This is a genomic window from Streptomyces sp. NPDC053665, assembly GCF_055585285.1.
In genome coordinates, this window is sequence record NZ_JBVJKK010000002.1 from 1,133,575 (window position 1) to 1,157,971 (window position 24,397).

Consider the following 24,397-nt stretch of genomic DNA (forward strand, 5'->3'; position numbering starts at 1 on the left):
GGCTCCGCCCGGCGGCCATCGCCGGGCGGCCGTCGCGGGCGGCTCAGGGGGACTGCGGCGCCGAGTTCCTGGTGTCCTGGGGCGGGGTGTCGCCGTCGTCACCGGCCGTGGTCAGCCAGGCGCCGACGCCCAGCGCCGCCGCCAGGGCGACCGCGCCCGCGCCCAGGGCCACCCGGCGGCGCCGGGCCGCCGCGCGGTTGCGGGCCGAGCCGGGGCGGGGGGCGCCGGGGGCGCGGGGCGCCCGGGCGGTGCCGTGGGCGCCGCCGGCCAGCTCGTCCGGGGCCGGGACGCGCATCGAGGTGTGGGTGTCGCGGTTGGAGTCGGCCGGTTTCGCGCCCGGCACCAGGGGGACGGCCCCGCGGCGGCGGACCCGCTCCCCGGCCGGTGCCGCCGGCACGGGCTGCTCCGGGCGGCCGGTGTCCTCGCCGGAGTCGGTGTCCGGCTCGTCCACCTCCAGCGGCGGCATGCCCGCGAGCATCGGCAGCAGCTCCCGCAGCCGGGCGCCCAGCTCGGACGCCCGCAGCCGGGAGGCGGGGGCCTTGGCGAGGCACTGCACGAGCAGCTGCCACAGCTCGTCCGGGATGCCGGGCAGCGGGACGACCGTCTCCGTGACGTGCCGGCGCAGGACCGCGCCGGGGTGGCCGCCGCCGAACGGGGTGAAGCCCGCGAGCAGCTCGTAGAGGACCGTGGCGAGTGCGTAGATGTCGACGGCCGCGCGCGGGGGCAGGCCCTCGACGATCTCCGGGGCGAGGTAGTCGGGGGTGCCGATGATCTTCGTGGCCTTGGTGCGGCGTGGGGTGTCGATGAGCTTGGCCACACCGAAGTCGGTCAGCAGCGCGCGGTGCGAGCCGCCGGGGCCGAGGGGCCCCTGCATGTCGAGCAGGACGTTCTCCGGCTTCACGTCCCGGTGCACCACGCCCGCGGCGTGCGCGGCGGCCAGTCCGTCGGCCACGTCGGCCGCGATCGCGACGGCGGCCTCGGGCGCGAGCCGGCGGTCGCGGTCCAGGCGGGTGCGCAGGTCCGTGCCGCGGACGAGGTCCATGACGAGCGCGAGGTCGTTGCCGTCGACGACCAGGTCGCGCACGGACACCACGTGCGGGTGCTCCAGACCGAGCAGGGCCGTGCGCTCCTGGACGAAGCGCCCCACCAGCTCCTGGTCGGACGCGAGGTCCTCGCGCAGCAGCTTGATGGCGACGGGGCCCTCGGGACCCTCGCCCAGCCACACCGTGCCGGCGCTGCCCCGCCCGAGGATCTGGTGGGCGGTGTACCGGCTGCCGATCTTCCGTGCCAAGGCTGCTCCTACCGACGCGTGTTGTCGTTAAAACTACGCGTCCGGGGAGCCAACCTTCACCGGGGAGGCGGAAATCACCCGCCAGATGTCGACAAATCTCCAACCTGGCGGGCCGGTTCCGGTCAGTTCGTGCCGGAACCGCTCCCGCCGAGCTTCTCGAGCCAGCCGGTCACCGTGGAGAACCAGTCGGTGAGCTGGTCCCAGTAGCCCTTGGTGGTGCCGATCCACTCCTGGAGCGGGCTCAGTTCCCACACCAGCCAGCCAGCGACAAACAGGATGACGAGCGTGAACAGACAGCCCTTGAGGCAGCCGAGCCCGGGGATGCGCATCGGGTTGGCGCTGCGCTGCCGGGGCTGGCGTGGCTCGCGCTGGGGCCGCTGCGGCTGCTGCGGCTGGGCTGGGGGCGCGGGCGGGGCGTAGCGCTGCGGCGGCTGCGGCCGCTGCGGCTGGGGGGCGTACTGCTGGGGCTGCGGGGCGTACTGCTGCTGCTGTTGCTGCGGGTAGCCGTAGCCGGGGGCCGGCGGGGGCGCCTGGCGGCGCGGGGGCTGCTGGGGCCGGGCGACCTGGCGCTGCGGACGGCGGCGCAGCGGGTCCTCGTTCGGGTCGAGGTACTGCACCTGCGTCTGCTCGTTGCGGTCGCGGGCCGCGCGCAGCTGGTTCTGCCAGGGGTGCGGGTCGTCGGGACCGCCCTGCTGGTTCTGCTGTCCGGGGTGGCCGGGCGCGCCGGGCGGGACCGGCGGCATGACGGCGGTCGGGTCGGCCGCGCCACGGTGGGGCAGCACGGCGGTCGGGTCGGCCGCGCCGGCCGGGCCGCCGGTGTGCGGCAGGACGCTGGTCGCGGCGTTCGGGTCGTAGGAGCCGGCGCCCTGCGGAAGGACCTGGGTCGGGTCGGCCGCCCCCGGCGTGTCCGGCACCGGCGCGGGGGCCGGGTCGGGCAGCAGGAGCGCGCCGACGCCCTCGGCGGCGGCGATCTGCGCGGAGTTCGCGTGCACCCCGATGCCCTCGGCGACGACGCGCAGGCCCCGGGCGAGGTTCAGGGCGCTGGGCCGCTCGTCGGGGTTCTTGCGCAGGCACCGCTCGATGACCGTCCACAGCGGGTCCGGGACGGTGGAGGGGCGGCGCGGCTCGGCGCTCAGGTGCTGGTGCAGCACCTCGAGGGCGGAGCCGCCGGAGAACGGCGGACGGCCGGTGACCAGCTCGTACAGCAGGATGCCGGCGCCGTAGATGTCGACGGCGGAGGTCTGCGGACGGCCCTCGGCGGACTCGGGGGCGACGTACGCGGGCGTGCCGACGAACTCCTGGGTGCGGGTCAGGCCCGGCGAGTCGGCGAGGCGGGCGATGCCGAAGTCGGTGAGCAGCGGGTGCATCTGCCCGTCGTACTGCTTGAGCAGCACGTTGGCCGGCTTGAGGTCGCGGTGGACGACGCCGTCGGCGTGGCTGGCGGCGAGCGCGTCGGCGATCTGGGCGGTGAGCAGGGCCGCCGCGACGGGTGTGAAGGGCCCGTTCTCGCGCAGGTAGCGGTGCAGGTCGGGACCGTCGACGAGGTCCATGACCAGGGCCAGCAGCTCGCCCTCGACGACCAGGTCGCGGACCCGGACGATATTCGGGTGGGTGAGCCGGAGCAGCACGGACCGCTCGCGCAGGAACCGCATGACGATGTCCGGGTCGCCGGCCAGCTCCTCCTTGAGGACCTTGATCGCGACGGTCTCGCCGGGCTGCCCCGGCACGGCCGCCTCGGCGCCCGCGGTCTCGCGCTGGCGGGCTCGCCAGACGGTGCCCGTGGCGCCGCGTCCGAGCGGCTCCTCGAGCAGGTACTTGCTGCCTACCGGCCGCACGTCATGCGCTCCCTGGTGCTTGCCTTGCCTGCTGGCCTGTCCGCCCCACTGTAGTGCCGGGCGCCCGAGACCGGAGTGTCGTCTTTCTGTGGGTCTTACGTCACCGCCCCCACGCTCGTTCGAAGGAAAGACGCGCACCTCGGTCTCGTGGTTGCCGGTTCCGGGCGTGACCGATCTCAAGCGGTCGCCCTGCGGGGCGTTCTCCGGCACTTTTGCGGGCAGAGCCGACCAATCAAGATCACCTTTTCCGGAGGGGCGGGCGCGTTGTCGGTGGCAGGTGCGAGGATGCGTGCAGTACTGGCCGACGTGCTGGGGCGGGGTGGGGGACTCCGCGCCCGGGCAGAAGGGACCGCTGACGGCGATGCAGATCCGGCTGACCGTCGTAGATCCGCTGGGCGCATCGGCTCCGGGGCGGGACCGCGCCCCACGCAGCGACGTCCTGGTCACGGCACCGGCCGGCACGGCGCTCGCGGCGGTGGCCTCCGCCCTCGCCCAGGCGGTCTCCGGCGGGGACGGCTCGGGCACGCCCGTGCTGTACGCGGGGGAGCAGCGGCTGGACGCCCAGCGCTGCACGCTCGGCGAGCCCCCGCTGACCGACGGTGCCGTGCTGTCCGTGGGCGCGCCCGGTGAGCCCGAGCCGCACCCCGAGCTGGCGGACGCCCCGGCGCAGCTCCAGGTCGTCGCGGGCCCCGACGCCGGCGGTGTCCATCTCCTGCACGGCGGCGAGATCCGCATCGGCCGCTCGGCCGACGCCGACGTGCCCCTCGACGACCCGGACGTCTCCCGGCTGCACTGCGCGGTGACGGTCGGGGCGGACGGCCGTGTCTCCGTCGCCGACCTGGACTCCACGAACGGCACGACCCTCGACGGCGTCCGGGTGGGCGGCCGTGCCGTCGGCCTCGCGCCGGGCGCGCTGCTGCGGATCGGCGAGTCCGCGCTGCGGCTGGCTCCTGCGGGCGGGCCCGGGGGCCGGGTGGCGACGACGCCCGACGGCGAGGGGCACGTGCGCGTGCCGGGCCCGTCGGGCGGGGGGAGCGAGCCCTCCACGGCGCCCGGGGGCCCTTCGGGTCCGACGTACCACGGCTACGGTCCGGGGTCCTGGGGCGCATCGGGCGGCTCCGGGGCGCCCGGGGTGGTGCCCGGGCAGGGGGCGGCGCCCCGGATCGAGAACGAGGGCGCGGCGCCGACGCGGGAGTCCGCGGACGGAGGGGGACCGGGCAGGGCCCCGCGCACGTCCTTCGAAGTACGGCCGTCCGGTTTCGCGGTGCGGCCGCCGGAGGAGAGGTCCGGGCCGTCCCGCCGTCCGGGTGAGTCCCGTGCGTCGTCGGGCGGCGACGGGGACACGCACGCGGGGCGTTCCGGCTTCGGGGTGTTCGGCGAGGCGGCCGACGCCGGCGGGACCGCCGCCGCGCCCGGGCGGGCCGAAGCCCGTCCCGCCGTGCCGCAACCCCGGACCACGGACGGCGCGGCGACCGGCGCCGCGCGGGACGACCGCGTGGGCGGGCAGGACACCCACCGGCCGACGGCTCGCGCCGGAGCCGGAGTGCCCGGCCAGGGGGACGACAGCACGGGAGCGCGGGGCACCCGCCGTCCCGGAGCCGCAGACCCCCGCGACCGTGGCGCAGACCCCTGGGACGCCCCCCGGTCCGGAGCCGCCGATCACCCCGACCGCGGCGCGGACCCCTGGGACGCCCGCTGGGGCGGAGCCGCAGACCCACACCACCGGGACGACAGCACGGGAGCGCGGGGCACCCACCGTCCCGGAGCCACCGACCACCCCGACCGCGGCGCAGACCCCTGGGACGCCCCCTGGGCCGGAGCCGCAGACCCACACCACCGGGACGACAGCACGGGAGCGCGGGGCACCCACCGGCCCGGAGCCGGGGGCCCCGGCCATCGGGACGACACCACAGGCCGGCGGGACGACCACCGGTCCGGAGGGCGGGTGTCCGATCGGCGGGACGAGGGTGCCGGTGATCGCCGGGACGAGGGTGCCGGTGAGCGTGGCATCCATGCCGCCGATGCCCGCATCGACGGCCCCGCGGTGTCCGACGAGCGCGTCGGCGGGCGTAAGGGCACTCCCCTGCGGGGCACGGACGTGCCGTCGGGGGCCCGCCGGCGCGGGCTGGGAGCGTGGGCGCGGCGACTGGCCGGTGGCCGCGGGGAGCAGGCCCCGGACCCGTACGAGGTGGACGAGGTGGACGGGGACGAGCCGACCGCGGTGGTCGCGCAGGAGCGTTCGGTGTTCGCCGCCGCGCCCGTGCGGGAGACCTGGCCGGACCCGGCCGCGCTGCTGCTGACGGCCCTGGGCCCGGGGCCCCGGCTCTGGGAGCGCGGGCCGGGCCACTCCGAGGCGCTGGCCGTGCGGCTGGGCACGGCCGACCGGCCCGCGCCGGACGGCTCGGGCCTGCTGCCCGCCGTGCCGATGACGGTCGGGCTGCGCGAGGTCGGCGCGCTGGGGCTGGCCGGGCCGCGGGCGCGGCTGGCCGGGCTCGCCCGGGCGGTACTGGCACAGCTCGCCGCGCTGCACTCCCCCGACACGCTGGAGATCGTCCTGATCGCCGCGGACCGCTCGCGGCCCCTGGAGGAGCGCGCGGCCGAGTGGTCCTGGCTGGGCTGGCTGCCGCACGTCCGCCCGGGGCACGGGCAGGACTGCCGGCTGCTCCTCGCCCACGACCGTGAGCAGGCCGCGGCCCGCACGGACGAGCTCACGCGCCGGCTGGAGGACCAGTCGGCCGACGCGGTGCCGGCACCCGGCGACGGCCCCTCCGTGCCCGCGCCGCGCCGCCCCTCGTGGGCCCGGGACGACGAGGCCGGCACCGGCGGGGCGGCCCCCTTCCCCGGCCCGTACACCGTGCTCGTCGTCGACGGCGACCCGGGCGGGGCGGATCTGCGCGGGGCCGTGGCGCGGCTGGCGCTGGAGGGGCCCCGGGCCGGGATCCACGTGCTGTGCCTGGCCGAGACCGCCGCCGCCTCCCCGGCCTCCCCCGTGACGGACACCTACGAGGCGGCCTGCGCCGTGGCGCCGACGTTCCGGCAGTGCGGTGCCGTCGCCCTGCTCAGCGGGGACGTGGCGACGGCCCTGCGGCTCGTGCGGGTGGCCAGGGCCGGCGGCGACGGCGCACCCGCCGGGCCGGTCGGGCACGGCACGATCGCCACGGTCGACGCCGTGTCCCCCGCCTGGGCGGAGCGGTTCGCCCGGGCGCTCGCACCACTGCGCACCGACGAGGCGGGCGGCGAACGGCAGCCGCGGGTCTCCGCCCCGCTGCCCCAGTCGGCCCGGCTGCTGGACGAACTGGGCCTGGCCCGGGCCACGCCCGCCTCCCTCATGGCGCGCTGGGCGGACGCCGCCGACGACACCGAGGCCCTGGGCGGCCGGGTGCGCGCGGTGCTGGGCGCCGGGCCGCGCGGCCCGGTGTGTGCGGACCTCGCGGCGCAGGGACCGCATCTGCTGGTCGAGGGCCCGCCGGGCAGCGGCCGTACGGAGCTGCTGCGGGCGGTCGTCGCGTCGCTGGCCGCCGCCGAGCGGCCGGACCGGCTGGGCATCGTCCTGGTCGACGGCCGGGGCGGGCCGGGCGCGGGCGGCGGACCGGGCGACGGTCTGCGGCTGTGCACGGACGTACCGCACGTCACCACCTACCTCACGGCCCACGACCCGGTGCTGATGCGGGAGTTCGCGCAGTCGCTGAGCGCCGAGCTGAAGCGGCGCAGCGAGCTGCTGGGGCGATCCGGCTTCGCCGAGTGGCACACCGGGCGGGAGCTGTCGGGCCGGATGGTCACCCAGCGCACCGCGACCGGCCGGGGCGGTGCCGAGACCCCGGCGGAGGGAGCCGGGGACCTGGACTCGCCGTCCAGTTCGACCATCCGGCTGCGCCCCGGAGCCGCACGCCGGCAGACCGAGGCGGCGGCGCCCCCGCTGCCCCGGCTCGTGGTGGTGGTCGACGACCTGGACGCCCTGGTCTCCCCCGCACTCGGCTCGACCGGGCGGCCCGCGGCCGGGTCGGTGATGCGCGCCCTGGAGGCCGTGGCCCGTGAGGGCGAGCGGCTCGGGGTGCACCTGGTGGCCGCCACCGGCCCCTGCCCGCGCACCGCGGAGACCGAACCGGCCCGCCGGGCCACCCTGCGCGTCACGCTCGACGAACCCGCCCCGGGCCCGGACGAACCCGCGCCGGGCCGCGGCAGCCTGACCGGGGCGGACGGGCGCGGCATCCCGTTCCAGGGAGGGCGGGTCACCGGCCGGATCCCGCGGACGGCGACGCTGCGCCCCACGGTCGTACGCCTGGAATGGCACCGCATGGGTGACCCTCCGGCCCGGCGTCCGGTGCGGGAGCTCGGAAACGGCCCGACCGACCTGGCACTGTTGGCCAGCGCGCTGGAAAGGGCGGCGCGGGAGGTCGCGGCGGTGCGGGTGCCGTCGCTCCTGTGACAGGGCACGGCCCCCGGTCCCACCGGACGGCCCCGGCCACGCCCCTGGTCACGAGGGAGTCACGATCGCCCGGTTGACAGCGGACGCCATCTTGCCGCCCCCACACACCCGGGCGTAGACCAGATCGCACGGGAGCGCGCTCGACGTTCGACGAGGAACGAAGAACGGGGCAGTCATGCGCATGACGAGCAAGACCATCCGGACACGCCGGTCGCCCGAGCGGGACGGGACGACCCCCCACAGCCGCACGGCCACCAGGGCCGCGGCGGCCGTCGCCGCGGGAGCGCTCGCGCTCTCGCTCTCCGCCTGCGGAGGCAGCGACGACGGCAGCAGTGGCAGCACGCCCGACTCCGACGAGACCGCAAGCAACGTCACCCTGCCGAAGCTGGACGGGACGAGCCTCGAGGTCGCCGCCGTGTGGAGCGGCACCGAACAGGCGAACTTCAAGAAGGTGCTGCAGGAGTTCGAGAAGCGCACGGGCGCCAAGGTGACGTTCGTGCCCGCGCAGGACCCGATCATCAACTTCATCGGCTCCAAGGTGGCCGGCGGGCAGCCGCCGGACATCGCGATGCTGCCGCAGCCCGGTGCCATCAAGCAGGCCGTCGACAAGGGCTGGGCCAAGCCGCTGGGCTCCGAGGCCCTCAAGGAACTCGGCGAGAACTACTCACAGGGCTGGCAGGACATCGGCAAGGTCGGCGGCAAGCAGTACGGGGTCTACTACAAGGCCGCCAACAAGTCGCTGATCTGGTACAACAACCAGGTCTTCGAGAACGCCGGGGCGAAGGAGCCCGAGACCTGGCCGGAGCTGCTGGACACCGCGCAGACGGTGTTCGACTCCGGCGTCACACCGTTCTCGGTCGGCGGCTCCGAGGGCTGGACGCTCACCGACTGGTTCGAGAACGTCTACCTCTCCCAGGCCGGGCCGGAGAAGTACGACCAGCTGGCCAAGCACGAGATCAAGTGGACGGACCCGTCCGTCAAGGACGCGCTCACCACCCTCGCGCAGGTCTGGGGCAAGCCCGACTGGATCGCGGGTGAGGCGAACGGGGCGTTGCAGACCGACTTCCCGGCCTCCGTCACGCAGGTGTTCACCGGCGGGGACCAGCCCAAGGCCGCCATGGTCGCCGCGGGCGACTTCGCCCAGGTCAACATCCCCAAGAGCATGAAGGTCGGCACGGACGCGAAGGTGTTCCCCTTCCCGGCGGTCGGCGACAACGGCCCGGTCGTCTCGGGCGGTGACGCGGCCGTGATCCTGGAGGACTCGAAGGGGGCGCAGGCGCTCGCCACCTGGCTGGCCTCGCCGGACGCGGCGACCATCCAGGCGAAGCTCGGCGGTTACCTCTCGCCGAACAAGAACGTGCCGAACTCCGCCTACCCGAACCCGGTGCAGCAGAAGATCGCCAAGGCGCTCATCGACGCCGGTGACGACTTCCGCTTCGACATGTCCGACCAGGCACCGCAGGCCTTCGGCGGCACGCCCGGCAAGGGTGAGTGGAAGATCCTTCAGGACTTCCTGAAGAACCCCAAGGACGTGGCGGGCACGCAGGCGAAGCTGGAGGCCGAAGCGGCCGCGGCGTACGGGAACTGATGTCATGACGTCGGCCACGGCGGCAGGGGGCACCACGCCCCCTGCCGCTCCCAAGTCGCGCAAGAGTGTGACCGGCACCCGCAGGACCGTCGCGGCGCTGTTCCTGCTGCCCGCCCTCGTCCTGCTCGGCGCGCTCGTGGTGTACCCGATCGGGTACTCGGTGGTCCGCAGCTTCTACGACCAGTCCGGCGACGGCTTCGCCGGCATCGACAACTACAAGGCCCTCTTCACCGACGAGGGCATCCGCACCGCGCTGAAGAACAACATCATCTGGGTGGTGTTCGCGCCCACGGTGGCGACGGCCCTCGGCCTGGTCTTCGCGGTGCTGACCGAACGGGTGCGCTGGGGAACGGCGTTCAAGCTGGTCGTCTTCATGCCGATGGCGATCTCCATGCTGGCGGCGGGCATCATCTTCCGCCTGGTGTACGACCAGGACCCGGACAAGGGCGTGGCGAACGCGGTGTGGGTGGGGGTCCACGACACCTTCGCCCAGTCCTCGGCGTTCCCCAAGGCCCACCCGGGCCGGCAGTCGCCGCTGGCGCCGGCCGGGGGCGGGGCGTTCGTCACCACGTCGCCGGTGCGCGCCGGCGAGGCCGTCTCGCTGCCGCTGGTGGGCGTGGCGCCGGACCTGATGCCGGACGACGCGGAACCGGCCGCGGCGCCGGAGCCCGAGCCGGGCAAGGTGACCGGCACGACCTGGCAGGACTTCACGCGCGGCAAGGGCGTCGGCACGCTGAACGGCGTCGACCCGTCCGAGCTGGGCTACGCCGGGATGCGGATCGAGGCCGTGAAGGACGGCAGGGTCGTGGCCTCCACGACGGCCGCGGGCGACGGCACCTTCACGCTGCCCGCGGCGGCCGACGGGGCGCAACTGCGGCTCCCGGCGAGCAACTTCAAGGAACCGTACAACGGCGTCGACTGGCTCGGCCCGTCCCTGGTCACCCCGGCCATCATCGGCTCGTACATCTGGATGTGGGCGGGTTTCGCGATGGTGCTGATCGCGGCCGGGCTCGCGAGTGTGCCCCGGGAGCTGATGGAGGCGGCCCGGGTCGACGGTGCGAGTGAGTGGCAGGTGTTCAGACGCGTCACGGTGCCGCTGCTGGCGCCGGTCCTCGCGGTCGTCGCCGTCACCCTGATGATCAACGTGCTGAAGGTCTTCGACCTGGTCTTCATCATCGCCCCGGGCTCCTCCCAGGACGACGCGAACGTCCTCGCCCTGGAGCTGTACCGCAAGGGCTTCTCCGAGGACCAGCCGGGCATCGCCAGTGCCATCTCGGTGTTCCTGCTGCTCCTGGTCATCCCGGTGATGTGGTTCAACGTACGCCGGCTCAGGCGGGAGGTGCGGCGATGAAGGCCGGGCGGCAGTCACTGGGATCGCGGCTCGCGGGGGCGGTCAGCGGCGGGGTGCTGCGGGTGTTCCTCGTCGTCGTGGGGTTGTTCTGGCTGGTGCCGACCATCGGGCTGCTGCTGTCCAGTCTCCGTTCGCCCGAGGACATCGCGGCGAGCGGCTGGTGGAAGGTGTTCACCGAGCCCTCGCAGATCACCTTCGACAGCTACGCGAAGCTGCTGCAGAACGAGGACATCACCGGCTCCCTGCTGAACACCGTCTGGATCACCGTGCCGGCGACGGTGCTGGTCGTGATCATCGGCTCGCTCGCCGGCTACGCCTTCGCGTGGATGGAGTTCCCCGGCCGGGACTGGTGGTTCCTGGGCGTGGTCGGGCTGTTGGTGGTGCCCGTGCAGGTCGCGCTCATCCCGATCGCCGAACTGTTCGGCACCATCGGCATCTTCGGATCGGTGCTCGGCGTGGTGCTGTTCCACGTCGGCTTCGGACTGCCGTTCGCGGTGTTCCTGCTGCGGAACTTCTTCGCGGAGATCCCGCGGGAGCTGCTGGAGGCGGCCCGGCTGGACGGCGCGGGTGAACTGCGCCTGTTCTTCCGGGTGGTCATGCCGCTGGGGGCCCCGGCGATCGCCGCGCTCGGCATCTTCCAGTTCCTGTGGGTGTGGAACGACCTGCTGGTCGCGCTGATCTTCTCCGACTCCGGGAGCCAGCCGATCACGGTCGCACTCCAGACGCAGGTACGGCAGTTCGGCAACAACATCGACGTGCTGGCGCCCGGCGCGTTCATCTCGATGGTGGTCCCGCTGGCCGTGTTCTTTGCGTTCCAGCGGCAGTTCGTGTCCGGCGTCATGGCCGGAGCGGTCAAGTAGGCGATGCAAGGCGCGAGTTGAAGGGGCGGGTCCGGAGCGGCCCGCCCCTTCGGCGTTCCCCCGGATGACGTAGCCGCCGTAACCAACCGGCCCCACCGGCCGTTCCCGGGCCGAACGCCCGCGCCGACCGATGGATGCCTCTTGCCCAGGTTCAGTGTCATTGTCCCCGCGTACCAGGTTCAGGCGTACCTGCACGAGTGCCTCGAATCGGTGCTCTCCCAGTCCTGTCCCGATCTGGAACTGATCGTCGTCGACGACGCCTCACCGGACGCGTGCGGGGCGATCATCGACGAGTTCGCCGCGCGCGACCCGCGCGTTCGCCCCGTCCACCTGCCCGAGAACGTCGGCCTGGGTCCCGCCAGGAACGCCGGGGCGGCCCAGGCCTGCGGCGACTACCTGCTCTTCCTGGACAGCGACGACACCCTCACCCCGGACTCGCTGCGCTTCATCGCCGACCGGCTCAAGGAGACGGGCGAGCCCGACGTCCTCGTCTTCGACTACGCGCGCACCTACTGGACCGGGGAGGCGGTCCGCAACCAGGCGGCCCTGCACCTGAGCGAGCAGGGCCCGGCCCCGTTCCGCCTGGAGGACCGCCCCGGTCTGCTGCGGCTGCTCATGGTCGCCTGGAACAAGGCCTACCGGCGCGAGTTCGTCGAGGCGAAGGGGTTCGCGTTCCCGCCCGGCTGGTACGAGGACACGCCCTGGACGTACCCGGTGCTGATGACGGCGGACTCCCTCGCGACCCTCGACCGGGTGTGCGTGCACTACCGGCAGCGGCGGCAGGGCAGCATCCTGCGCACCACCAGCGACCGGCACTTCGACGTCTTCGACCAGTACGACCGGGTCTTCGCGTTCCTCGACGGGCGTCCCGAGCTGGCCCGGTGGCGGCCGGTGCTGTTCCGCCGCATGGTCCACCACCTGGCGATCGTCTACGCGCGGCGGGACCGGCTGCCCCGCGGCTCCCGCGCACGGTTCCTGCGGCGGGCCCGGGCCCACTACCGCCGCTACCGCACTCCCGGCGCCCCCGTCCCCCTGCGGTGCCGCATCCACCACACCCTGATCCGCTTCGGCCTGCACCGCACCTACCGCGTCCTGCAACTGGCGTCCGCCGTGCACCGCGCCGCCGCAAGGACCACGCGGCGGCTGCGGCGCGGCCTGCGGTCGGCCGGGCTGCGGGCCCACTACCGCGTGCAGCGCTGCCTGCCCCTGCGCGCCGACCGGGCCGTGTTCAGCGCCTACGACGGGCGCGGCCACAGTTGCAGCCCGGGGGCGCTGGAGCGCGCGTTCCGCGGCCTCGCCCCGCATGTGCGCACCGCGTGGGCCGCCCGTCCCGAGCACCACCACGCGATCCCGCCGGGCCCCCGCCGGCTGGTGCCCGGTACGGCCGCCTACTGGACGGCGCTCGCCCGTTCCCGGTACCTGGTCAGCAACACCGGCTTCGACCACGGCCTCGCCAAACGCCGGGGCCAGGTCCTGATCCAGACCGGGCAGGGCACCCCGCTCGGGCACATCGGCCTGGACCTCCAGGAGCGCCCGGCGGCGGCCCGCGGCCGGGACTTCCGGCGGCTGCTGAAGGACGTCGACGCCTGGGACTACGTGCTGTCGGCCAACCGCCACACGACCCTAACGCACCAGCGCGTCCACCCCGGCCGCTACACCACGCTGGAGTACGGCTGCCCGCGCAACGACGTGTTCCGGACGGCCACGGCGGCGGACGTGACCCGGCTGCGCTCCTCCCTGGGCATCCCCGAGGGGACGGTGGCGATCCTGTACGCGCCGACCCACCGCGACTACCGCCGCTCCCAGCGCCACAGCCTCGACCTGCAGCGGATCGTGCGCCGCCTGGGCCCGCGCTACATGGTCCTGGCCCGCGCCCACCACGCCTACGGCATCCCGCTGACCGAGGGCGGCGGCCGGGTCGTCGACGTCTCCGGGCACCCGAGCGTGGAGTCGCTCTGCCTGGCCTCGGACGCCCTGGTCACGGACTACTCGTCGCTGATGTTCGACTACGCCAACCTCGACCGGCCCATCGTCATCCACGCCGACGACTGGGAGGCCTACGAGGCGGCCCGCGGCACCTACTTCGACCTGCGCGCCTTCCCGCCCGGCGCCATCGCCCGCGGCGAGGACGAACTGATCGACATCTTCGCCACCGGCCACTGGCGGGGCTCCCGCTCCGCTCAGCTGCGCTCGGCGTTCCGCAGGCGGTTCTGCACCTGGGACGACGGCCGGGCCGCCGAGCGGGTGGTGCGCCGGGTCGTCCTCGGGGAGACCGAACTGCCCCCGGTCGTGCCGCTGGAGGAGCGCTGCCCGGTGCCGTCGGCGGCGGCCGCACTGCCCCGGGAGCCGCTCGCCACGGTGCCGCGGCCGGCGGGCCCCGGGGTCGTGACCGACGTCCTGTGACCACGCCCGCCCGGGCGGCCCGCATGCGGTGCGGCCCGTCGTGGCCGGTGCCCGTGCCCCGTCCCACCCGCCCACCCTCGACAGGCCAACCCCCGACAGAGAGAGCAGAATGCCCCGCTTCAGCATCGTCGTCCCGTCCCATGGGGTCGCGGGCCGGCTGTCCCTGGCACTCGACTCGGTCCTCGCCCAGTCCTTCGGCGACTTCGAGGTGATCCCGGTGTGCGACGCACCCGACGCGCCGGGGGCGGACGTCGCCGCCGGGTACGCCGAACGGGACCGCCGCGTGACGGTGGTGCACTCCCCCGCGCCGGACGGGCTGGCCGGGGCGCGCAACACCGGGCTGCGGGCGGCGGCCGGCGCACACGTGCTGTTCCTCGACGGTGACGACGTCCTGGCCCCGGGGGCGCTGGCGGCACTGGCCGCCCGGCTGGACGCGGTGGGCGAGGCCGACGTCCTGCACTTCGAGCACGAGCGCGTCCCGTGGTGGGAGGGCGAGCCGGCCAACCCGGCCGCGGCCGTCCTGGCCGGGACACCGGCCGGTGCCTTCACCCCCGACCGGGCCCCGCGCCTGACCGGGGTGGCGCACCCGGCGTGGAGCGCGGCCTACCGCCGGGCCTTCCTCACCGAGGAGGGCATCACCTTCCCCGCCGGTCACTTCACCGACATCGGCTTCGGCGGCCAGGTCGCGCTGCGGGCGCGGCGGGTGGCGGTCCTGCGCTCGGTCGTGGTCCGCCACCACCTGCGCCGCCAGGGCAACCGCCTCAACCTGCCCGGCGAGCACCACGGCGAACTGCTCGACCAGTGCGAGCTGGTGCTGACGCGGGCCGCGGAACTCGGTGTGCCGGCCGAGCGGCGGGGGCCGCTGTTCGAGCAGCTCTTCGCCGCCGTGCTGAGGACCGCCGCGCACCCCGGGCGGCTGCCGGCCGGGCGGCGGGCCTTCTTCCGGCGGGCGAGCCTGCTGTACCGGCGGCACCGCCCCGCCGGGTACCGGGCGCCCGGCGGCAGCCTCGGCGTGCAGCACCGGCTGCTGGCGTCCGGCTCGTACGCCGGCTTCCGCGCCCTGCGCGCCGCCAACCGGCGCGCCGCCCGGGCCGCCGCGCTGCTGCCCCGCCCGCGCGGCCTGCGCACCCGGCTGCGCTACGCGGCGGACCTGCGGCTGCCGATCGACGAGAACCTGGTCGTGTACTGCGCTTACTGGGGCCGCGGCTACGCCTGCAACCCGGCCGCGATCCACGCCAAGGCCCGCGAACTCGCCCCGCACCTGCGCGCGGTGTTCCTGGTGGAGCCGGACGCGGCCGGCAGCATGCCGGAGGACGTCGCGTACGCGGTGATCGGCAGCCGGGAGTACTGGCGGGTGCTGGCCCGGGCCAAGTACCTGGTGAACAACGCCAACTTCGCGGACGCCGTGGTCAAGCGCCCGGGCAGTGTGCACCTGCAGACCCAGCACGGCACCCCGCTGAAGAAGATGGGCGCCGACCAGTCGACGTACCCGGTGGTCGCCGCCGCGACCGGCAGCATCGGCAGACTGCTGGCCCGGGTGGACCGCTGGGACTACAACCTCACCTCCAACCGGCACTCCACGCAGATGTGGGAGTCGGCCTTCCCCGGGGCGCACGAGACCCTCGAGTACGGCTATCCGCGCAACGACGTGTACTGCACCGCGTCCGCCGACGACGTGGCCCGGGTGCGCAAGGAACTCGGCGTCCCGGACGGCAGGAAGGCCCTGCTGTACGCGCCCACCCACCGCGACTACGCCACCGGTTTCGCCTCGGGCCTGGACCTGGCCCGGTTCTGCGAGGCGATCGGCGACGAGTACGTGGTCCTGCTGCGCGCCCACTACTTCTACGACCGGGGGCCGGGCAGCCGCGGGGGCGGCCGGATCATCGACGTCACCGGGCACCGCTCGTCGGAGGACGTGTGCCTGGCGGCCGACGCGCTGATCACCGACTACTCGTCGATCATGTTCGACTACGCCAACCTGGACCGCCCGATCGTGGTGTACGCCGACGACTGGGACGTCTACCGCGAGACCCGGGGCGTCTACTTCGACCTGATGGAGTGCGCGCCCGGCCGTGTCGCCCGCACGCCCGAGGAACTGGCCGCGGTGTTCCGCGACGGCACCTGGGCGGACGAGCGCGCCGCGGCGCTGCGGGCCGCGTTCCGGGAGCGGTTCTGCCAGTTCGACGACGGGCGCGCGGCGGAGCGCGTCGTGCGCCGGGTGCTGCTGGGCGAGCCGCCCGAGTCGATCCCGCCCGTGACCCCGCTCGCGCAGCGGGTCCCGGCCCCCGCGGCCGCCGCCCTCGTAAGGAGCTGACCGAAGAAGTGCCCCGCTTCAGCATCATCGTGCCCGTCTACAACGTGCAGGGGTTCCTGCGCGAGTGTCTCGACTCGGTGCTCGGCCAGTCCCACGGCGACTTCGAGGTGATCGCCGTGGACGACCGCTCCCCCGACGGCAGCGGCGCGATCCTCGACGAGTACGCCGCCCGCGACCCGCGGGTGCGGGTGCTGCACCTGCCCGAGAACGTCGGCCTGGGCCGCGCCCGCAACGCCGGTCTGGACGAGGCGGCGGGCGACTACGTGCTGTTCCTCGACAGCGACGACCGCTACACGCCGGGGCTGCTGGCCGCCGTCGCCGCGCGGCTGGCGGCGGCGGGCGACCCGGACATCCTGGTCTTCGACCACGTGCGCACCCACTGGTGGGGCCGGGGCGGCCGCAGCGAGGCGGCGGACCTGCTGGCCGCGGCGGGCCTGGGCACCTTCCGCATCCGGGACGAACCGGCGTACCTGAACCTGTTCCTGGTCGCCTGGAACAAGGCCTACCGGCGGGACTTCTTCCAGGGCCACGGCCTGCGGTACGCGCCCGGACTGTACGAGGACGCGCCGGTGACCTACCGGTCGATGGTGCTGGCGGAGCGGATCGCCTGCCTGGACCGGATCGGCGTGGAGTACCGGCAGCGCCGGCAGGGGGCCATCACCAGGACGCCGGGTCGCCGGCACTTCGAGATCTTCGGGCAGTACGGGGGCCTGTTCGCGTTCCTGGAGGAGCGGCCGGACCTGGACTGGGCGCGCCCGCTGCTGCTGGAGCGCGCCCTGGACCACATGCTGTTCGTGCTGGCCCGCGAGGACCGCGTACGGCCCGCCGACCGGGCCGCGTTCTACCGCGAGATCCGTGCCTTCCACCGCCGTCACCTGCCCGAGGGCGGTTTCCGCCGGCCCGACGGCTGGCGCGGGCTGGAGATGCGGCTGCTGGCGTCGGCCCCCTACCCGTCCTACGCGGCGGTGCGCGGGCTGCGCGAGGTGCGGGGGGCCGCGCGCGGCAGGCAGCGCAAGGTGGCGCAGAAGGCCGCGCAGAGCGCGCTGCGCACCTGGTACGCGACCCAGTCCCGCCGGTCCCTCGACCCGCACCTGGCGGTCTACGCGGCGAACCACCACCGCGGGGTGAGCGGCGACCCGGCCGCGATCCACGCCGCGGCCCGGGAACTCGCCCCGCACATCCGGGGCGTGTGGGTGGTGCGGGAGGACGCCGTGGACGCGCTGCCGCCCGGGGTCGACCACGTCACCCCGGGCTCGCGCCGCTACCACGAGGTCATGGCCCGGGCCACGTACTGGGTGAACGACGTCAACTGGCCCGGCACCCTGGCCAAGCGGCCCGGCAGCGTGCACATCCACACCCACCAGGGCACCCCGCTGAAGTACATGGGCGCGGACCTGCTGTCCAAGCCGGGTGCCCGGCACGGCTTCGACGTGCCGCAGATGCTGCGCCGGGCCGACCGCTGGGACTACAGCCTGGTCGCCGGGCGGCACGCGGAGCTGGCCTGGGAGCGGGCCTACCCGTGTCACTTCACGTCGCTGCGCACGGGCAGCCCGCGCAACGACGTGCTGGTCGGAGCGGGGCCGGAGCGGGGTGCGGCGGTGCGCGAGCGGCTCGGCATCCCGGCGGGGAACACGGTGGTGCTGTACGCGCCGACCCGCCGGGACTACCGCAAGGGCGGCCACGTCGACCGGTTCGACCCGGCCCGGTTCGCCGAGGACCTCGGGCCGGGCCACACGCTGGTCGTCCGGCTGCACCCCTCGCTGGCCGGGGGCATCGCGCGCGGGCTGGGCCTGTCCGACCTGCACCGGCGGGGCGTGGTGGTCGACGCGACGGACGAGCCGCACGTGGAGGACGTGATGCTCGCCTCCGACGTGCTGGTCACCGACTACTCGGCCCTGATGTTCGACTACGTGCTGCTGGACCGGCCGGTGGTGGTGCACGCCGACGACTGGGGCGCGTTCGTGGCCAGCCGGGGCGCCTACTTCGACGTCACGGCCGACGCCCCCGGGCACGTCACCCGCTCCTACCCGGAACTGGCGCGGCTGTTCGCCTCCGGCACCTGGCAGGACGCGGAGGCGGCCCGGCTGCGGGCGGACTTCCGGTCCCGGTACTGCGAGTTCGAGGACGGGCGGGCCGCCGAGCGGGTCGTCCGCCTGCTGATGCTGGGCGAGCGGGGCGGGGCGCTGCTGCCCGCGGCCCGCAGGACCTCCGCGGTGGCCGTGCGGTCCGGGGCGCTGATCGAGGGATGACGACTCCGACCACCCCCGAGGCGCTTCCGTCGCTGCCCGGCCAGCGCGCCCCCTCGGCCCGGCCCGCGCCGGTGCCCGGGCCGCCGGGGCCGGTGCGGTGGTGGCACGCGGCCCTGGTGGCCGTGCCGACCGCGGCCCTGTTCGTGCTGGGCTACCGGCGCCGCTGGATCTGCGACGACGGGCTGATCTACCTGCGGCCGGTCCGGCAGATCCTGGCGGGCAACGGACCGGTGTTCAACGTGGGCGAGCGCGCGGAGAGTTCGACGGGCACCTTGTGGCAGTGGCTGCTCGCCCTCGCCACCTGGGTCACCGGAGCGGACCCGGCGTTCCTCGCGGTGGGGACCGGACTGCTGCTGAGCACCGCCGGGTTCGCGCTCGCCCTGCTCGCCACGTGCCGGCTGCACCGCGGGGCCGGGCTGCTGCTGCCCGCGGGGGTGTGCGTGCTGCTGGCGGTGCCGCCGTTCTGGTCGTACATGACCTCCGGGCTGGAGAGCGGGCTCGGTGCCTTCTGGACCGGCCTGGCGTGGTGGCTGCTGACGCGCACGCGGCGGGGGCAGGAGCGCCGCGAGACGTACGCGGCCGCGTTCGTGTTCGGGCTGGGGCCGCTGGTCCGGCCGGACCTGGCGGTGGTCACGGTGTGCTTCCTGGCCGCGCAGTGGTGGGTGCTGCGGCCCTCGCGCCGGGGCACCGCGGCCGTGCTCGCCTCGGCGGGGGCGCTGCCGCTGGCCTACGAGGTGTTCCGGGCCGGGTACTACGGGATCCTGGTGCCGCTGCCGGCCATCGCCAAGGAGGCGAGCGCCAGTGACTGGAGCCGAGGGGCCGGGTACGTGCAGGAGACGCTCGGGCCGTACTGGCTGTGGCCCGTGGTGCCGGTCCTCGGCTCGCTGGCGGTGCTGCTGGCGCGCCGCACCCGCCGGCTGCGGCGGGACCGCGTCGCGGGCCGCTCCTCGCTGGTGGTGCTGCTGGCGCCGCTCGCTGCGGGTGCACTGCTCGCCGGGTACGTCGTGCGGGTCGGCGGCGACTACATGCACGCCCGCATGATCCTCCCGGCGCTCCTGCTGCTGCTCCTGCCGGTGCTGGTCGTCCCGGCGAACCGGGTCACCGGCGCGGCGAGCGCGCTGCTGGTGGTGTGGCTGTGCGCGGCGGTCAGCCCGCTGCGGGCGCCGTTCGACGTGCGCAGCACCCCGGGGTCGTTCAACGTGCGCAGCTCCGACGTGGAGGGGCTGGGCGACCACAACCCGGTGCGCACGGACACCTGGGTGCGCAACTGGCCCGCCCTGCCCGAGGGGCGGCGCATGCTGGCCGAGGCCGTGCGCTCGCCCCGGCCGACCCTGCTGTACTTCGACGCCGGACGGCGGCTGCACGCCACGCCGATGCGGCCGGACGCGCCGTACCACGTGGTGATGGTGGGCCGGCACCTCGGTGTCACGGGTGCGGCGGCGCCGCTCGACGCGTACGTCAACGACGCCTGGGGGCTGGCCAGTCCGGTCGGCGCGCATCTGGCGCTGGAGCGGTGGAGCTGGCCCGGGCACGAGAAGTTCCTGCGCAACCACTGGGTGTTCGCGGAGTGGGCCCTCGCCGACCCGCCGCGGCGCGACCTGCTGCGGGCCGGGGTCTCGCGGGAGACGGTCGGGGCGGCCCGGGCCGCGCTGGGCTGCGGGGAGCTGGCCGAGCTGAGGGAGTCGGTGCGGGCGCCGCTGACCGCGCAGCGGTTCTGGGACAACCTCACCGGGGCGTTCGAGCGGACCCGGTTCCGGTTCGCGCGCTGGCCGGCGGCCGCCGAGCGGGCGCTGTGCGACGGACAGCGGGCAGGTGGGCCAAGCCGCCTCACCCGATGAAGTGATCCGGGGTCAGGGCAGGCGTAGGGGCGGGAACGATCGGCGCATGCCTGTGACCCCCCTGCCCCTGCCGGCCGTCCGGTGAGCGCCCCGGTCCTCGTCCGCCGGACCGTGCGCGGCGCGAGTGCGCTGCGCGGCGGCCGGATGCGGCGGCTCACCCCGTACCAGTTCTACGGCGCGCTGTTCTGGCTGGTGATGACGCTGGCGTACTGGCGGGTGCCGCTGTGCTGCGACGCCGGGCAGCACGCGGCGGTCGTCGAGCGCCTCAAGGCCGACCTGCTGCACCCGGCCCACACGATGGCGGACCTGCCGGGCGCGGGCAGCCCGTACTACGGGCCGTACGCGGTCGCGCAGGCCGTGGTCGCCCGGCTGACGGGGCTGACCGGCTGGGAGGTCGTGAAGCTGGCCGGGCCGGTGCACCTGGTGGTGCTGCTGACCGGGCTCGGCCGGTTCGTCAGGACCCTCACCGCCCGGCGGTGGGCGCCGGTGTGGGCGCTGCTGTCCATGACGCTGCTGTGGGGCACCGCCCGGATCCTGTGGAGCGGCTACCTCGGGCTGATGCCGATGACGACGAACCTGGGGTATCCGTCCGCGCTCGCGATCGGCCTGACCTTCTGGGCGTGGGCCTGGACCGCGGCACGCGCGGGGGACGACGCCCCGGCGGTGCGGTTCGTCGGCCCGAGCGGGCTGGGCGGCTGGTGGGGGTACGCCGGGATCGGCGTCCTGTACGCGCTGATCCTGCTCACCCACCCCGTCACGGCGGCGTCCGCGCTGACGGGCGGGGTGGCGCTCGTGCTGTCCCGGCAGCGGGGCCGGCGCGCGCCGGTCCTGGCCCGCTGGGCGCTCACCGGGCTGGTCTGCGCGGGGGTGGCCGTGGCCTGGCCGTACTACGACGTGCTGACGCTGGTGGGCGACACCGGCATGGACGCCATGCACCGGCAGCTGTACGAGAGGCTGTTCGCCAACTCCTGGCTGGCGCTGATCGGGCTGCCCGCGCTGTGGGCGCGGGCGCGCAGGTCGCGGCGTGACCCGCTGGTGGTGCTGTTCGCCCTGGAGTGCCTGCTGCTCGCCTACGGCTGGGCCGGCGGGCACTACACGTACGCCCGGGTGCTGTGGGCCGTGCTGGTGCCGCCGCAGTTCGCCCTGGCGGTGGAGCTGGCGGCGCCCCGGCCGTGGCGGCGGGCCCGGAAGGTGCTGGGCGGGGCGGCGGTGGCCGGGGCGTGCGCGGGGTTCCTGACCGTGCACGCCGGGGCGGTCGTGCCGCGCTCGGTGGACCCGGTGGGGTTCACCCAGCCGACGCGCTGGCCGTCGTACGACTGGGCGGCCCGGTACATCGGCCCCGGCGAGGTGGTGATCACCGACGGGTACTTCGCCAGTCACGCCATCGCCGGGTACGGGCCGAACCTCGCCGCCCCGATCTGGCCGGACCCGGCCCTGGACGAGCGGGAGCGGCGGCGCCGGGCGGCCGATGTGCGCGCCTACCTGGCGCACGGCTCGACCCGCGCCGAGCGGTCGGCCGTCGTCCGCCGCTACCACGTGCGCTGGCTGCTGCTGACGCGCTGGCACCCGGTGCCCGAGGAGGCGGTGGTGGTGGCGTGGAGCGGACGGACGGGGGAGGTGCTGGCGCGGGTCGGGGCGAGGTGAGGCGCCGGTGACTACTCGATGACGAGGTCGACGTCGATGTTGCCGCGGGTGGCGTTGGAGTAGGGGCAGACCTGGTGGGCCTGGTCGACCAGCTTGCGGCCGGTGACCTCGTCCACGCTCTCGGGGAGCTCGATGCGCAGGGTGACGGCGAGGCCGAAGCCCTCGCCCTGCTTGCCGATCGAGACCTCGGCGGTCACGGCGGCGTCGCTGACGTCGACCTTGGCCTGGCGCCCGACGAGGCCGAGGGCGCTGCCGAAGCAGGCGGCGTAACCGGCGGCGAAGAGCTGCTCGGGGTTGGTGCCCTGGCCGTTGCCGCCCATCGACCGGGGCACGCCCAGGGCGAGGTCGAGCACGCCGTCGGAGCTGACGGCCCGGCCGTCGCGGCCGTGGGTGGCGGTGGCGGCAGCGGTGTAGAGCGCGTCCATGGAAGAACCTTCCCTCTCGGTCGTCGTTCGGTGGCCCGTCCGGGCCGCCCGACACCCAGAATTAGAGCACACAATTAAGTTGTGCGCAATTGAATGGTGGGCCCGAGCTACCCTGGAAGCATGAACACGCCGGACGACGACTGGCTCCGCCTGGACCAGCAGATCTGCTTCTCCCTGCACGCGGCCTCGCGCGCCTTCAACGGCGTCTACCGCGTGATCCTCAAGGACCTCGGGCTCACCTACCCGCAGTACCTGGTGATGCTGGTCCTGTGGGAGCACGACGAGCTGCCCGTGAAGAAGCTCGGCGAACACCTGCGCCTGGACTCCGGCACGCTGTCGCCGCTGCTCAAGCGGCTGGAGGCGGCCGGCCTCGTGGTCCGCGAGCGCAGCGCCCGCGACGAGCGGTCGGTGGTGGTGCGGCTGACCGCCGAGGGCGTCGCGCTGCGCGCGCGGGCGCTTCAGGTGCCGCGCCGGATCGCCACCTCGACCGGTTTCGACGCCGAGGGGATCCGCGCCCTGCGCGCGTCCCTGGACGAGCTCACCACCGCGCTCGACGCGGCCGCGCTCGCCCAGCCGCCGGCCGCTCCGCCGGCAGACGAGCGCTCGTAGCGGCGCCCGGCGGCACACCGGGCACCTCGGCGGGCCGCCGCCGGACGTGCAGGCGCAGCACCACCTCGCCCTCGGTGTGCTCCTCGCGGACGGCGAACTCCGCGGCCAGCACGGCCAGCTTGGTGCGCTCGACCGGGTCGGCCGGGGGCCGGTGCGCGGCCGGTGCGTCCCGCTCGGTGACCACCCAGACGCGGTCCACCCCGGCCAGCCGCTGCCGCAGCCGGGCGGGTGTCGCCTCCCGGCCCCACAGCGTCCCCGACCGGGGCGCCGACTCCGCCAGGGCGATGTCCCGCACCCGCCGGAAGCCCTTCGGGTAGGCCAGCGCCGCGAGCCTGCCCACCGACGGCACGAACAGCACCGGGTCGCCGGGACGCACCCGCCGGACGGCGAGAGCGGAGACCACGGCCAGGTTGTCCGGGCGGTGCGCGGCCGTGCGGTCCTGACGGTGCACGGGGAGCTGGGCGAGGAAGCCGGCGGTGAGCGCGAGGGCGCCGCACAGCCCGACCGCGGCGCGCACCCGACGGCGGCCGAGCCGCACCCGCCGCCCGTCGAACCGCACCCGCCCCAGCGCCCCGGCCACCCGCACGGCCCCGGCCGCCACCAGCAGCGACGCCCCCGCCAGCGCGTAGAGCACGTAGCGGTCGTGGTAGAGCGGGCGCACCTGCGACACCGTCATCAGCAGGCCGGGCGGCACCAGCAGCAGCGGCAGCGCGACCGCCGCGGTCCGCCGCTCGCGCAGGCCCAGGGCCATCAGCAGCAGCGAGGCCCAGAACACCACGCCCTCCGGCCCCGGGGCGACGTTCCGGGCGAGCCGCTCCACCCGGTCCCAGCCGGGCGCGACCAGCCACGCCACCTGCCCGGACTGCCCCTGCGACACCCACACCAGCGGCAGCAGGAGCACCGCCACCGCGCCGGCCGCCCGCCGCCAGCCGCGCCACACCCCCCGCGGCACCCGCAGCCAGGCCAGCGTCGCCGCGTGCGCGCACAGCGCCAGGACCGCCAGCTCGTGCAGCACGCACGTCGCCCCCAGGACCACGCCGTACGGCCACCAGGCCCGGGCACCCGGCCCGTCCGCGGCCCGCACCAGCAGCAGGGTCGCCCCCGCCACACCGGCCGCGACCAGCGCGTACGAGCGGCCCTCCTGGGCGTAGTGGCCGGCCATCGGGGTGAGGGCGTACACCAGCCCGGCCAGGAGGCCGAGCCGCGGTCCGGACAGGCGCACGCCGAGGGCCGCGACCAGTCCGGCCGTGACGGTCGCCGCGCACACCGACGGCAGGCGCAGGACGACCTCGTCCGGGTGGACGGCCAGGACCACGTGCATGCACAGGTAGTACAGGCCGTGCACGGCGTCCACGTCGTGCAGCAGCCGCCAGATCTGCGGCACCGTGCGCCGCGCGACCTGGAAGGTGACGCTCTCGTCGCCCCACATGCCGCCGCGGTCCAGGCCCCACGAGCCCATCGCGAGCATCACGGCCATGGGCACCGCCACGGCCGACGTGCTCCCGCCGAACCGGCCGCTCCCCGTCGACTGTCCGCTCGTCACCCGCCGATTCTGTGGCGTTAC

Annotated in this window: 14 protein-coding genes; 10 read left to right on the forward strand and 4 right to left on the reverse strand. The window is 75.2% G+C overall.

Annotated features, from left to right (window positions below; all coding sequences use genetic code 11):
* Positions 1-43: 43 nt before the first annotated feature.
* Together ACZ6ZN_RS12675 and ACZ6ZN_RS12680 are read right to left on the reverse strand one after the other, a co-directional pair.
* Positions 44-1,291 carry a serine/threonine-protein kinase gene (locus ACZ6ZN_RS12675; protein ID WP_469645576.1) on the reverse strand — a complete coding sequence of 416 codons (1,248 nt, stop codon included), beginning with the start codon at positions 1,289-1,291 and terminating at the stop codon, positions 44-46.
* Positions 1,292-1,413: 122 nt separating this feature from the next.
* Entirely contained in the window at positions 1,414-3,126 is a 1,713-nt protein-coding gene (locus ACZ6ZN_RS12680; protein ID WP_469645578.1) for a serine/threonine-protein kinase, read from the reverse strand.
* 361 nt (positions 3,127-3,487) lie between these two features.
* Between ACZ6ZN_RS12680 and ACZ6ZN_RS12685 the strand changes: the two genes are divergently transcribed.
* The 9 genes from ACZ6ZN_RS12685 to ACZ6ZN_RS12725 all read left to right on the forward strand — a co-directional run bounded on the left by ACZ6ZN_RS12685 (position 3,488) and on the right by ACZ6ZN_RS12725 (position 21,799).
* Positions 3,488-7,552 carry an FHA domain-containing protein gene (locus ACZ6ZN_RS12685; protein ID WP_469645695.1) on the forward strand — a complete coding sequence of 1,355 codons (4,065 nt, stop codon included), beginning with the start codon at positions 3,488-3,490 and terminating at the stop codon, positions 7,550-7,552.
* A gap of 175 nt (positions 7,553-7,727) precedes the next feature.
* The gene (locus ACZ6ZN_RS12690) at positions 7,728-9,140 is read left to right on the forward strand and encodes an ABC transporter substrate-binding protein (protein ID WP_469645579.1); all 1,413 of its coding nucleotides are present in this window, start codon (positions 7,728-7,730) and stop codon (positions 9,138-9,140) included.
* Between the two features lie 4 nt (positions 9,141-9,144).
* Positions 9,145-10,491 (forward strand): carbohydrate ABC transporter permease, encoded by a 1,347-nt coding sequence (locus ACZ6ZN_RS12695; protein WP_469645581.1) that lies wholly within the window; start codon positions 9,145-9,147, stop codon positions 10,489-10,491.
* Positions 10,488-11,351 carry a carbohydrate ABC transporter permease gene (locus ACZ6ZN_RS12700; protein WP_398109979.1) on the forward strand — a complete coding sequence of 288 codons (864 nt, stop codon included), beginning with the start codon at positions 10,488-10,490 and terminating at the stop codon, positions 11,349-11,351. The genes ACZ6ZN_RS12695 and ACZ6ZN_RS12700 overlap by 4 nt, the downstream gene beginning before the upstream one ends.
* A gap of 141 nt (positions 11,352-11,492) precedes the next feature.
* Complete coding sequence (locus ACZ6ZN_RS12705) at positions 11,493-13,754, forward strand: bifunctional glycosyltransferase/CDP-glycerol:glycerophosphate glycerophosphotransferase (RefSeq protein ID WP_469645583.1); 2,262 nt, start codon at positions 11,493-11,495, stop codon at positions 13,752-13,754.
* A gap of 109 nt (positions 13,755-13,863) precedes the next feature.
* On the forward strand, positions 13,864-16,068 hold the full coding sequence (locus ACZ6ZN_RS12710) for a bifunctional glycosyltransferase/CDP-glycerol:glycerophosphate glycerophosphotransferase (RefSeq protein WP_469645585.1): 2,205 nt from the start codon (positions 13,864-13,866) through the stop codon (positions 16,066-16,068).
* An 8-nt stretch (positions 16,069-16,076) separates the two neighbouring features.
* The gene (locus ACZ6ZN_RS12715; protein WP_469645587.1) at positions 16,077-18,317 is read left to right on the forward strand and encodes a bifunctional glycosyltransferase/CDP-glycerol:glycerophosphate glycerophosphotransferase; all 2,241 of its coding nucleotides are present in this window, start codon (positions 16,077-16,079) and stop codon (positions 18,315-18,317) included.
* On the forward strand, positions 18,314-20,155 hold the full coding sequence (locus ACZ6ZN_RS12720; protein ID WP_451879565.1) for an arabinofuranosyltransferase AftB family protein: 1,842 nt from the start codon (positions 18,314-18,316) through the stop codon (positions 20,153-20,155). Before ACZ6ZN_RS12715 ends, ACZ6ZN_RS12720 begins: the two co-directional genes overlap by 4 nt.
* 81 nt (positions 20,156-20,236) lie before the next feature.
* The gene (locus ACZ6ZN_RS12725) at positions 20,237-21,799 is read left to right on the forward strand and encodes a hypothetical protein (RefSeq protein WP_469645589.1); all 1,563 of its coding nucleotides are present in this window, start codon (positions 20,237-20,239) and stop codon (positions 21,797-21,799) included.
* Between the two features lie 11 nt (positions 21,800-21,810).
* On the opposite strand, the gene ACZ6ZN_RS12730 is transcribed toward ACZ6ZN_RS12725, so the two are convergent.
* A complete protein-coding gene (locus ACZ6ZN_RS12730) occupies positions 21,811-22,224 on the reverse strand; it encodes an organic hydroperoxide resistance protein (protein ID WP_451879567.1) in 414 nt (137 codons plus the stop codon).
* Between the two features lie 93 nt (positions 22,225-22,317).
* Between ACZ6ZN_RS12730 and ACZ6ZN_RS12735 the strand changes: the two genes are divergently transcribed.
* Entirely contained in the window at positions 22,318-22,833 is a 516-nt protein-coding gene (locus tag ACZ6ZN_RS12735; RefSeq protein ID WP_398109972.1) for a MarR family winged helix-turn-helix transcriptional regulator, read from the forward strand.
* Here the strand turns inward: ACZ6ZN_RS12735 and ACZ6ZN_RS12740 are convergent.
* A complete protein-coding gene (locus ACZ6ZN_RS12740; RefSeq protein WP_469645698.1) occupies positions 22,763-24,310 on the reverse strand; it encodes a glycosyltransferase family 39 protein in 1,548 nt (515 codons plus the stop codon). The two genes, ACZ6ZN_RS12735 and ACZ6ZN_RS12740, sit on opposite strands and share 71 nt — an antisense overlap.
* Between the last annotated feature and the right edge of the window lie 87 nt (positions 24,311-24,397).